We start from the raw sequence: 12,719 nt of genomic DNA on the forward strand, positions 1-12,719 counted from the left end.
CTTTATAACCTCATAAAAAGAGAGAAAGAGGCTGCTAAAATCACTTTTAGCCAGCCCCTTTATTTTAATTCATTTTTATTTATCTCCGACAAGTTTTATATCATCGATACGTAAGCCAAGATTGTTGTCAGCCCCTAAAGCTACAAATTTTAGTTCAGCATTAGCAGAAGCCGTCATCCCGGTAGAAATCACCAACTCATAAAATACATTCGCATCCCCATTATCCTTGGATACTACTTTACTGGGAACCGTCAATTCTTGTCCGTTCCAATAAACTTTCAGTTTATTCAAATCGATACTCGTTCCCGCATTATATACATTTGCAGCGGCTTTGTATGTCAGTTTGATATTGGTATACCCGGCAGCATTGATGCCTGAAATTTTTAAAGAAGCATCTTTATCGGCAGGAAACCATACATTATTGTTAGCTGTAGATTTTAAATAACGAACATCAGCCGTTCCGTATTCATCGCTGAATATAAGTCCTACACCATTATCAAAACCCGTATAACTACCGATTTTTACTTTAGAACCACCAGACAAATCCTGACCATCAAAACTTTCGGTAAAGATATTCTGTGTCTGAGGCGTTCCGGATTCAGCTCCGCCAACTTGTTCCGTTACATTAGAAACTACACCGCTTTCCACATTTCCCAACACTTTTACGAACTTTCCTTCTAATTCCGGATGGTCTACCAAATTCAAAGCTTTCTGAATATCACTCCCGTCTACCAATTGTACCAACACACATTTAGAGGGATCGGTTTCTCCTGCTGTTTTCGCCAGCAAAATATTGGTCTTGACCGTATAGGCTCTTGTTTGCTGCACACCGGCTACATATCCGCCTACCCATACATCATTCTGAGTCAAAGTTAAAGCCTGATCCACAGTATACGGATTTTCTTTGCTTCCATCTCCCGGAGTGGTATTTCCGAAATCAATATTGATATTCTGTTTCGGAGCATCTATCCAATCTTCAATTGTAGCGCTGATAGAAGCCGTTACGCCCCCACCACTGTTTCTTAACTCCACATCATAGGTATATTTTTTGCCTTTTGCATATTCCTGATTTGCCGGAATTTCCCAACGGAAAGCACCTGAAGGCAAAGTAAATACAATGCTTCCTCCATTTAATGCCGCAACCGGCAGAATAATGGCTTCTCCCACTACACCTTCCACGGCAGGACTCAGCTTCACTGACAGTTCTTTTCCGGAAGCATCCTCTACGTTCAGAGTGCCATCAGCCAAGGCAAATGTAGCCTGTGTCTTCATTCCACCCAGAGTGATACTCAAACCCTCCAGACTGGAAATGCCCGTACCGGCTTTAATATTGAATACCATTTTCACCAACTGATGGGAGAAAGACAAGGCAGCCGCCGCATTGTCCTTATTCAGTCCTTTAGCGTTATTGGCATACAACAAATCGATAGCCGGTTGAGAAGTCTGATTCTCTACATTTACCGCATACTGATAATTGTTAATGACAGTATAAGGATAATAAGCAATAAAGTCAACATTACTGCCATCTGCCGGATAAGAAATAGTCTGTCCGACAGCAGGCGCAAAACGACCATCTCCTGTAGCCGTTACATATTCTTTATTTGCAGCCCCGTCTACAATATTTGCATCCGATAAAGCCTGTCCGGCTTTCAGCATAAATACACCGATAGCGTCGTCGGAATCCCAACCACTACCTGCAGCTCTCGACGGAATCAATCCCTCGATCGAAGAAGAAAATTTCACCGTTAATCCGTCATCAGTACGGACATCTTCGTCATTATCGCAGGCTACGAAAAACAACGAAGATAACAGCATCATTCCTAAAATGTTTTTAATTTTCATAATTTTTGTTTTTATTATACTAAAAATACTACTAAAAGCGGTGCTTTTAAAAGCATACAAATAAACATTCCTTTTGTTACTTTTTATAAAACAGAATGTCACATTTCTGTTAATTCCAACGACTTGTTTCAATTTTCGCTTTCACAGCATCTGTAAGTCCCGGGAAAAAAGTAAAACCAGTTTCTGCTTCCAACTCACTAACAGACATTCGGTAAGCATTGTAATCAGTATTCGAAGGGGCTTTATTATTCATTTTAAATCCTATCGTATAGTAGGTATTCCCCACTTTTTGAGCCAATGCTTTAAAATAATATTTCGGTTTTGCCACATTCTTTTTATCGTTATCTTTTACATAAGTAATATTCCGATCCGTATCGGTGGTCACCATAGCCCCGGTCACCACATACAAGGTGTCGCAGGTACGCATCCACGTTCGGATCCGATTTTCCAACTGCGCCCACATACCTTGATTCAAGGTAGAGTTCTGGGCTGTCATATTACTGTAATAAAAAGTAGTCGCATTCCCGGCTCTGCTATAATTGCGGTCTGCGCTCGGAATTTGATGCCCCCGGTCAATACCGGAAATACCAAATGCGTTTTTCAAATAAGGCTGCAAACTGGGCTTGATTTCCGGATCATAACCCCAACTATCCCAACGGCCTGAACTGACATAAGAGGCATGCAAAGGATAAGCGACCCAATAAGCCAATTTTTGAATCGTATCATATAACATTGCATAATTTCTGACTCCCGCCCGGTCCGGTAAATAATGAGTCACATAAATTGTATTTTCCATATCACCCGTCGGAGTCTCAAACCAAGTCGGCAAAGAAGGTTTTTCTTCTGCTCCTCCGTTTTTTAATACAATATCATAGGTGTAACGCTTCCCTTTCTCATAGGTAAATCCTTCCGGAATTTTCCAATCGTAAGACTTTGAATGAAGATTAAAACGAATAAAAGCTCCTTTTACGTCCGCTTCCGGCAAAACCATCGCCTCTCCCACTTTTCCTGTTTCTGTAGACACCAAGGGAACGGTGATCTCCCCTACGGAACGGTCGTCTATGACCAAGGTACCCTCCGCCAAGGCAAAGTCGGCCTTTGTCTTTAAGCCGGAAAAAACCACGTTCAAACCGGTCAGGTCTTTTATCCCTTCACCGGCTGTGATATTCAATATAACCCGGGATAACTGATGAGAAAAAGACAAAGTAACCCTCTCTTCTCCCATGGCCAATCCTTTAGCACCGTCAGCATACAACAAATCGACACTGCTTGCCGTCGGCTGATGCGCTAAATCGACTTTATAAATATAATCCGTCAGGTTTTCCTGATAAGGATAATAAGCAATAAAATCCACTTTACTTCCATCTGCCGGATAATAAATCCAACGAAAAGCCGCCGGTATAAACATTCCCTTTTCGCCGGCGGTATACTCCAAATTATTAGCGTCTTCTAAAATAGTAGCAGCAGAAAGTAACTGCCCGTTTCTTTTCATAAAGATACCTATGGCATCCCCGCTATCCCATTTCGTACCCGTAACTCTGGATTGAATTTCTCCGTCTATTCCGGAAGTAAATTGCACCGGCAAACGATTTCTCTCTTTTTCCGAAAGGGAATTATCCTCACAAGAAATAAAACCTGACACTAAAAACAGGAGCGCACCTAAAACATTTCTAATTTTCATAATTTTTTTTATCTATCGGAAATTCTTCTTTCCGAATTTCCCGGTTCTCATATGATCTCAATTGTCGTTACAAAACAAATATACGAATGTTATATTTCTGTTAACAAATTATGACATAGTAATTAATTTGGGGCATTGAAGTTAGAAAAGAAAAAAGAGAAAAAAAAGAAAAAAGTTCAAAACTTTAATTGAATTTTTAAACAATTAAAGTTTTGAACTTTCAAACAAACCTAAGTCTAAAATCTACTTTTTCCGGTCCAATTTTTCCAATAATACCTGAACGGCCTTTTCCAATTGCTCGTCCCGGCCTTTAACAATTATATCCGGCTGATTCATTATTTTCACATCCGGTTCCAACTGCTGGTTCTCCAAATAAGAGCCATCGGCTAAACGATACCCTACAATCGGAATACCAAAAACCAAAGAGGGATCCTGCAAAGTCTCCCAAGAGACACTTGTCATTGTTCCCGGTACCGGCATGCCGACCAATTTCCCGATGTCTTTATGTTTATAAACCCAAGGCGTTCCGTGGGCATTGGAATAATTGGCTTCTCCGATCAACATCACCGAAGGCTTATTCCAGCGACGACTCGGCATATCACAGGCTTCTTTTCCTCTGACAACCTGGGTAAAATATTTTTCTCCGCTGAACAATACTTCAATATCTTCATGCAAACGGCCTCCTCCATTGAAACGGGTATCGATGACAATGCCTTCCCGTTCGTTGTATTTGCCCAAAATATCGGAATACACAGACCGGAAACTGGGATCCCCCATCGATTCAATATGTACATATCCCAAACGTCCTCCGGAAAGCCGGTCAACTTCTGCCGCCCGTTGTTTTACCCAACGTTTGTATAATAAATCGTTCCACCTGGAACGGCTAATCGGAATCACTACCTCTTCCCAATGTTTTTTCTCTGCCGGCCGATAAAGAGAAATCAACACCTTTTTCCCGGCCTTCTTATTCAATAAGGGAAAATAATCCATTCCCCGGAGGATTGCTACCCCATCAATTTTTTCCACAATATCCCCCGCCTTTACCTGAGAAGCTTCTTTATCAAAAGGTCCCTTATCTACTACTTCTTCGATATATAACCCTTCGCTCCGGTCATTCCAACGGAATAATAATCCCAATTCTGCCGTATTATCCCCCGAAGCAGCAGGCCGGTAACGTCCTCCCGTATGGGAAACATTCAATTCCCCTAATAGCTCACTCAGTAATTCCGAAAAATCATAGTTGTTGTTAATGTAAGGTAAAAATTTCTCATATGTTTTCCGTAAAGCAGGCCAGTCTACTCCATGCATGTCTTTGTTGTAAAAACGCTTCAGCTCCTGCCGGTATACCCGATCAAACATATAAGCCCTTTCCTCCGCCTTATCCAACTTTATCTCTGCCAAGAAAGTGATATTCTGCATTTTACCGGAAACAGGATTGAATTTCATCATTTTATTTCTTCCCAGCAAAAACAAATCTTCTCCTTTTCCGTCCCATTCCAGATGGGCCCAGCTTCCATTCAATTTGTGCAATAATTTAGTCTCTTTTTTCCGCATATCCGTTTCCCACAAGTCATATCCCTTTTCGAAAGTAGCCAGGTAATACAATTTCTCTCCTTTTTTATCGATAATAGCTCCTCCCAAGCTTGCAGAATTAGGGGTCAATCGCACTATCCGGTCCTCTATATTTTTCAATTCCACTTTAATATCGGTTACCCTCTCCGTTTTTTCTCCTTTCTCTTTTCTCGGATAAGCCAATTCATAATCTTCAGGGCTCATTTTATAACGATCATAGGCTTCCTGATTCAAAAAAATCAACATCACATCGTTCAGTGATCCCCAGGAAGCGTGATTCCGCATTCCGTAACGTTCCGAAATAAATAAAATAGCATTTCCCTCCAAAGCCCAGCGAGGACTGCCGTCTGTATATCCACTTTGAGTCAGGTTTACAATTTCACCTCCCTGAGCGCTTACGATCGCGATGTCTGAATAGGGATCGTGTTTATTACCGCTATATTCAAACACAAACCACTTCCCGTCTGGCGACCAGCTATAATCAAAATGACCGTTTGTATTGTATTGTTTTTTCCCGTCTGTAATTTGCCGGACCTTACGTGTTTTCAGATCGATCACCATTAAACGTGCGCGGTCCTCTATATAAGCCAACTCTTTTCCGTCCGGAGAAAAGGAGGGAGCAAAACGTTCCGTAGCCGAAGGTTTGAATAGAGCTTCTTCCCGGATTAAAGTCGCATTCGAAAAGTTAGGATCTTCCTCCCGGGCTATATGAGCCAGATAAATATTCCAGTTACCCTCTCTTTCCGAGGCATATGCCAACGTCCGATTGTCCGGAGCAAATGCTAAATCAGCTTCTCCCTGGGGAGTATGAGTAATTTGCTTGGTCGTCTGATAATCGACAGAAGTCACAAATACCTCTCCTCTTACAGTAAAAGCCACTTGTTTTCCATCCGGAGAAGAAATAGCCTCCGAAGCATCCTTTGTATACGACAGATATTCTACGTCTTCGATGTTCGATTCTCCGATAATTTCAATTTCGACTTTCCGAGGTTCAGCAGTTCCCTTTTTCACGTAGATTTCCCCGTCATAACCGAAACAAAGGGTCCCGTCGGCGGAAACCGAAAGGAACCTCACCGGATTCTTTTTAAAGAAGGTCATTTGTTTTACCTCTTCCGGACGGGAAGTAGAAAGTGTATATACATTCAAAGAACCATCCCTCTCGCTTAAAAAATAAATTTCTTTATCTCCGGGAGCAAACACCGGATTCCGATCCTCTCCAGCCCGCTGTACCAAAAAAGTATGTTTCCCGCTTGGGATATCGTAGAGGACAATATCCCGGGTTACGGAAGACGTATGATGCTTCCGCCAGGTATTCTCCGAACCTTTTACGTTTTCATACACAAAGGTTTCCCCGGAACGGGCAAAGTTGACATTTTCAGCCGCTACTGCCAATAATTGTTCCGGACGTCCTCCATCGGTGGAGACCTTATACAGTTCCGTCAAAAAGGCTTTCGGGAAAAGCGCACTCTGAGCCGGATCCTGAATTTGTGCCCCATATACGATATATTTTCCATCAGGAGTAAAAGCATAAGGGATCTCTTTGGCAGAATGTGTCGTTAACCGCCGGGGTTCCCCTCCTTCCGCCGGCATCAGGAATACATCAAAATTCCCGTTGCGTGCACTGGCAAAAGCAATTTGCCGGCTATCCGGCGACCATACCGGAGCAAAATCATAAGCCGGATGAGTGGTCAATCGTTGAGCTTCCCCCCCTGTCGAGGATACTTTATAAATATCTCCCTTGTATGCGAAAGCGATTTCTTTCCCATCGGGCGAGATCACCGGATAACGCATCCATAACGGAGCAGCAAAGGCAGACATCCCAGTCAATATACCTCCTAACAAAATTAAAAACACCCGCAAAGTCAGATTACCCAATAAAAGGGAACCTTTCAAAGTAAAAATTGTCTTCATTGAGATCAGAATTGTATTAAATTATGCACACGTTTGCGTTTCCTTAAGTATAAAATTTCTTTATCAGCCGGTAAAGGAAAGCAACTCTTTTTTACTTGCCTTAATATTCGGTTTTTTCTTCGCTTTCTCTCCATAAGCGGAATTCTTCTCCAGCCGGATGTTCCCGCCGGTTCAGGAAAGGGATAGTCCGTTCCGCTTCCGGTAAAGCAATTTCTTTATAGATAAAGGAATCGTCAAACCCTGCTTCTGCAGCATCTTCTTTCGTACAAGCATAATAAACGCTCTCCGGCCGGGCCCAATAAATAGCCCCTAAACACATGGGACAGGGTTCACAACTGCAATAAATTTCACAACCGGTCAACTGGAAGGTTCCCAACTGCCGGCAAGCCGTCCGGATGACGTTTACTTCGGCATGAGCCGTCGGATCATTATCCGGAGTAACCGTATTCCCGCAAGCTGCTACAATTTGTCCGTCCTTTACAATAACAGCCCCGAAAGGTCCGCCTTTTCCCTTTTCCACATTTTCCACCGCCAAGCGAATGGCCTCTTCCATAAATCTCTTCTCGTACATATCTTCACGTTAAAATCTTCAACCTCCTATCGTTTTGCTTTTACGCCCCGCTCTGCTTCTTTGCTCTTTTTTACCTGCGGTTTTTCTGCTCCAGTTGCCGGACTTACCGCCAATTTATGTGTTCTACTGTAAAGCACCATTCCTATTCCTAACACCACAAACGGAATACTTAACCATTGTCCCATATTCAATGCCATATCTGCTTCCCAAGCTTCTTGCGGCTCTTTGAGGAATTCGATAAAAAAACGGGCCGTGAAAATCAGGATCAAAAACATTCCGAAAAGGAATCCTAAATGTTCTTTTGCTTTGGTCCTCCAGTAAAAATGCATCAATATCCCGAAACTGATCAAATAGCAAATGGCTTCATACAATTGGGAAGGATGCCGGGGGGTAAGGGGATCGCTTATTCCAGAAGCATGGATAAACCGAAATCCCCAAGGCATATCCGTAGCTTTTCCGATAATTTCCGAATTCATCAGATTTCCCATTCGGATAAAAAAACCCGCTAAAGCAATCGGAATGACAGCCCGGTCTAATATCCAGAATACCGATCTCTTACTGACCTTTTTCGAATAATACCACAATCCGACAATAATCCCGACCGCAGCTCCGTGACTGGCTAAACCCTGATAACCTGTAAATTTAAAAGTAGGATCCCAACGGAAAGGCAGGACGATCTCTAAAGGATGCTGGCTATAATAAGCCCAGTCGTAAAACAAACAATGCCCTAAGCGGGCTCCGATCACAGTAGTGATAGCCACATATATCCACAACTTATCCAACCAAACCATACTCAGTCCCTCGGATTTAAACATCTTTTCTTCGATTTTATAACCGAATACAAAAGCCAATGCGAAAAGCAAACCGTAATACCGGATAGAAATTCCACCCAGATTAAAAATCTCGGGACTGACATCCCAGTTGATAAAGAGTGATAACATATTTTCCGTTTTAATGATCTGAAAAAGCTTTCTTGTTCAAGATATTTTCTCCCCCTGCTATTTTCCTTCTAAACAGTTGTCATGCGACCGGAATAAGAAGACCATTCTTAAACCGGTCCGCCCGACAAAAAGGTATGCTTACTGCCTCGTCTTTATGCATTTTTCCCGTGACAATTCTTATACTTCCGGCCGCTTCCGCAAGGACAGGGATCATTTCGCCCTACCTTGGGTCCGACTTTCACCGGTTCATGCTTCGGTTGTTGCTGATTCGGAGCCGTTGCCGGAGCCTCCGAACGCCCTTCTTTCAGCCGGCTCAGGTCAGTACGTTTCTCCCGGGCCTCCCGCACGTCTTCCGGTTCCTGCATCGGAATTTGTCCCTTCATCAAAGTAGATACTATCCCCCGGTTGATCTTTTCCACCATCGTTTTAAATAAATTATACGATTCAAATTTATAGATCAACAAAGGATCCTTTTGTTCATAAGCCGCATTCTGTACAGACTGCTTTAATTCGTCCATTTCTCTCAGCTGTTCTTTCCAGGCATCATCTATCTGAGCCAGGATAATCGCTTTTTCATAAGAACGCATCAAATCTTCTCCCTGAGAACGATAGGCCTTTTCCAAATTGGTCACCACACTGTACACCCGCTGACCGTCGGTAAACGGCACTACAATATTTTTAAATACATCCCCACGGTTTTCAAATACGTTTTTAATGACCGGATAGGCCTGCCGAGCAATATGTTCTACTTTACGAGTATATACTTCTCTCACTTGCCCGTACAACTTTTCAGTCAGATCTTCCGGTTTCAGTTTCTGGAATTCCTCGGGTTCTATGGTAAAATCGATCGTCAGCACCCGCAATATCTCCAATTTAAAACCTTCCAAATCATTTTCCGGCTGGTATTCATTGACAATCGCTTCGCAGACATCATACATGTCGTTGGCCACAGCCACCCCGATACGTTCTCCCAACAAGGCATTCCGGCGCTGTTTATAGATCACCGTACGTTGGGAATTCATCACATCGTCGTATTCCAACAAGCGCTTCCGGATGCCGAAGTTGTTTTCCTCCACTTTCTTTTGTGCCCGCTCGATCGAATGAGTGATCATGGAATGCTGTATAACATCCCCTTCTTTATGCCCCAAGCGATCCATCACCCGAATAATCCGCTCGGAACTGAACAAACGCATCAGATCATCTTCCAGCGAAACAAAGAACTGAGAAGACCCCGGATCCCCCTGTCGTCCGGCACGCCCCCTTAACTGCCGGTCCACCCGACGGGAATCGTGACGCTCCGTACCGATAATTGCCAAACCACCGGCATTTCTTACCTCCGGACTCAATTTGATATCGGTACCACGACCGGCCATATTAGTTGCAATCGTCACAGTCTTCGACTGACCGGCTTCCGCAACAATATCCGCTTCTTTATGGTGCAACTTCGCATTCAACACATTATGAGGAATATTCCGTAATTTCAACATACGGCTCAACAATTCCGACACTTCTACGGAAGTTGTTCCGACCAATACTGGACGCCCTAAATCAACCAAACGTGTAATCTCATCGATAACGGCATTGTATTTCTCCCGCTTGGTTTTGTACACATAGTCGTTGGCATCTATACGAACCACCGGACGATTAGTCGGAATGACCACTACATCCAGTTTATAGATATCCCAGAACTCTCCGGCTTCTGTCTCGGCCGTACCCGTCATACCAGCCAGCTTGTGATACATACGGAAATAATTCTGTAACGTAATCGTCGCAAATGTCTGAGTGGCCGCTTCTACTTTTACATTTTCCTTTGCTTCTATAGCCTGATGCAAACCGTCGGAATAACGCCTTCCTTCCATAATACGTCCCGTTTGCTCATCCACGATTTTCACCTTATTGTCAATTACCACATATTCGATATCTTTCTCAAACAATGTGTAGGCTTTTAACAACTGGTTCACCGTATGCACCCGTTCGGATTTTATGGCGTATCCCTGTATCATTTCATCTTTCTTCGCCAGTTTTTCCTGCTCATCTTCCACCGTTTTCTCAATCTCGGCAATCTCTTCTCCGATATTGGGCAAGATAAAAAACCGAGGATCCTCTCCGGCAGCCGTAATCGTATCGTGCCCTTTGTCCGTCAAATCGATAGAATTCAGCTTTTCATCGATCACAAAATACAAAGGATCCGTAATTTCCGGCATTCTCCGGTTGTTTTCCTGCATGTATTCGTTTTCCGTCTTGATCAGCATAGCCTTATTTCCCTGCTCACTCAAGAATTTGATAAGCGGCTTGTATTTAGGCAAACCTTTATGAGCCCTCAACAACAATACGCCTCCTTCTTTTCTCTTCTTCGGATCGTCGCTATTCAACAATTCTTTCGCTTCATTGAAAATTTTCGCTACCAACTCCCGCTGCATCCGCACTAACCTTTCTACCCGGGGTTTATATTCGTCGAACATCTGATCATCACCCTTCGGAACAGGACCGGAAATAATCAAAGGCGTACGCGCATCGTCAATCAACACGGAATCGACCTCATCGACAATAGCATAATTATGTTTCCGTTGCACCAAATCCTCCGGATTGATCGCCATATTGTCCCTCAGGTAATCAAACCCGAACTCATTATTCGTACCGAAAGTAATATCAGCCTGGTAAGCCTTCCGTCTTGCCAAAGAATTCGGCTGGTGTTTATCAATGCAATCTACCGAAAGCCCATGGAACATATACAGAGGTCCCATCCACTCGGAGTCACGTTTTGCCAGATAATCATTTACGGTCACCATATGTACTCCCCTCCCGGTCAAAGCATTCAGAAATACGGGCAAAGTTGCGACTAAGGTTTTTCCTTCACCCGTAGCCATTTCAGCAATTTTCCCCTGATGAAGCACAGATCCCCCGATCAACTGCACATCGTAATGTACCATGTCCCAAGTTATTTCATTGCCACCGGCAACCCAGGAATTAAACCAGATGGCTTTATCTCCCTCTATCTCAACAAAATCGTGTTTTACGGCCAAATCACGGTCAAACTGCGTGGCCGTCACCTCAATTTCCTCGTTTTCTTTGAACCGGCGAGCCGTATCTTTCATAACGGCAAAAGCGACCGGTAAGAGGTCATTCAAAATATCCTCTACTTTTTTATCAATCTCCTCTTCCAACTTATCTATCCGGTTGTAGATTTCTTCCCGCTCTTCAATGGTAGGTTTTTCCTCTTCCACTTTCCGCTTTAAATCGGCAATCTCTGTTTCTTCTTCCCGGATATGCTCTTTAATCTTTACTTTTAATCCGTTAGCCACCTCCCGTAACTCATCGTTACTGAGGTTTTTTATTTTATTCCATTCGGCATTTACTTTTCCGACAATCGGCATCAATTCTTTCATATCCCGATCGGATTTGTTTCCGAACAGTTTTTTCAATACATCATTAAATCCCATTTTATAACTGATATTATAATTAACTAAATAGAAGGCTCTCCTCCCCGTTTGCTAAAAAATTCCCCTCTTTCTTCCCTACACTTTTTGTCCTTCAATTTTCTCCGGGAGCCCTGATCTTATGAGAAGTATAACAAGGAAAAATAATCCGTTCCTCGTTTGTATATTCGGAAGAAAAACAAACTGGATCAACGGTTATATCCGGCAAGCGAAAATATTCGGGCGACAACTCCCAACCTATATGTTCTTCCTCTTGATCCGTCACATATTCGGACACGACTTTTACCGTAGCCGTAATCACCAGCCTGCACCTCTCCCCTCTCAAAGGCTCGGGACTTCCCTGCACCTTTAAGGGTACCGCCACAACACAACCGGCCATGACGTACAATGCCGCTATCAAATATCTGTTCATTTCCACAAGCTACAAAGTTAGCTAAAAAGTAAAAATTAAAAAATGAAAAGCCGAAAAAGATAAAGAATTCGTCTTCAGACAGAGTTCTCCGATGAGTACTTCGTTGAAAAATACAGCTACGGTATACAAAAGCGAAGTTTCGGTCCGAATAAAATTTATCGTTACCTTTTAATAGCAAAATTTTATCCCAAATGAAGTTCCACTACCCCAATCCGAAAAGAAGTGTATCAGCAAGAGACCGAACAGGAAGACAAATCTACTTAAACTTACTTTTGCCATCCGTTGGAAATCAATGCCATTAAGGATAAGTAATCGTCCAATCCAAAGAATCCAATTGTTCCTTCGTAAAAAT

General features: G+C 43.0%; 7 protein-coding genes. All 7 read right to left on the bottom strand.

All coding sequences use genetic code 11. The annotated features are described in order from the left end of the window. Nucleotides 1-75 precede the first annotated feature (75 nt). Nucleotides 76-1,842 (bottom strand): fimbrillin family protein, encoded by a 1,767-nt coding sequence (locus HMPREF9449_RS15855; RefSeq protein ID WP_009136368.1) that lies wholly within the window; start codon nt 1,840-1,842, stop codon nt 76-78. Between the two features lie 109 nt (nt 1,843-1,951). After that, on the bottom strand, nt 1,952-3,523 hold the full coding sequence (locus HMPREF9449_RS06095; protein ID WP_009136369.1) for a fimbrillin family protein: 1,572 nt from the start codon (nt 3,521-3,523) through the stop codon (nt 1,952-1,954). 243 nt (nt 3,524-3,766) lie between these two features. Then, on the bottom strand, nt 3,767-6,913 hold the full coding sequence (locus HMPREF9449_RS06100) for a S41 family peptidase (protein WP_050810430.1): 3,147 nt from the start codon (nt 6,911-6,913) through the stop codon (nt 3,767-3,769). 193 nt (nt 6,914-7,106) lie between these two features. Next, nucleotides 7,107-7,577: a nucleoside deaminase gene (locus HMPREF9449_RS06105; protein WP_009136371.1), complete on the bottom strand. Its 471-nt coding sequence runs from the start codon at nt 7,575-7,577 to the stop codon at nt 7,107-7,109. 26 nt (nt 7,578-7,603) lie between these two features. Continuing rightward, complete coding sequence (lgt, locus tag HMPREF9449_RS06110) at nt 7,604-8,518, bottom strand: prolipoprotein diacylglyceryl transferase (RefSeq protein ID WP_009136372.1); 915 nt, start codon at nt 8,516-8,518, stop codon at nt 7,604-7,606. 152 nt (nt 8,519-8,670) lie between these two features. Next, entirely contained in the window at nt 8,671-11,958 is a 3,288-nt protein-coding gene (gene secA, locus HMPREF9449_RS06115; RefSeq protein ID WP_009136373.1) for a preprotein translocase subunit SecA, read from the bottom strand. Between the two features lie 91 nt (nt 11,959-12,049). After that, nucleotides 12,050-12,367 (bottom strand): hypothetical protein, encoded by a 318-nt coding sequence (locus HMPREF9449_RS06120; protein WP_147640030.1) that lies wholly within the window; start codon nt 12,365-12,367, stop codon nt 12,050-12,052. Nucleotides 12,368-12,719: the final 352 nt, after the last annotated feature.

This window comes from Odoribacter laneus YIT 12061 (assembly GCF_000243215.1).
In the GTDB taxonomy this organism is placed as follows: Bacteria; Bacteroidota; Bacteroidia; order Bacteroidales; family Marinifilaceae; genus Culturomica; species Culturomica lanea.

Excerpts from the sequence above, each read along its gene's own strand:
- HMPREF9449_RS15855 (WP_009136368.1), bottom strand. The coding sequence starts at position 1,842 with ATGAAAATTAAAAACATTTTAGGAATGATGCTGTTATCTTCGTTGTTT.
- HMPREF9449_RS06095 (WP_009136369.1), bottom strand. The coding sequence starts at position 3,523 with ATGAAAATTAGAAATGTTTTAGGTGCGCTCCTGTTTTTAGTGTCAGGT.
- HMPREF9449_RS06100 (WP_050810430.1), bottom strand. The coding sequence starts at position 6,913 with ATGTCTGCCTTTGCTGCTCCGTTATGGATGCGTTATCCGGTGATCTCG.
- HMPREF9449_RS06105 (WP_009136371.1), bottom strand. The coding sequence starts at position 7,577 with ATGTACGAGAAGAGATTTATGGAAGAGGCCATTCGCTTGGCGGTGGAA.
- lgt (WP_009136372.1), bottom strand. The coding sequence starts at position 8,518 with ATGTTATCACTCTTTATCAACTGGGATGTCAGTCCCGAGATTTTTAAT.
- secA (WP_009136373.1), bottom strand. The coding sequence starts at position 11,958 with ATGGGATTTAATGATGTATTGAAAAAACTGTTCGGAAACAAATCCGAT.
- HMPREF9449_RS06120 (WP_147640030.1), bottom strand. The coding sequence starts at position 12,367 with ATGAACAGATATTTGATAGCGGCATTGTACGTCATGGCCGGTTGTGTT.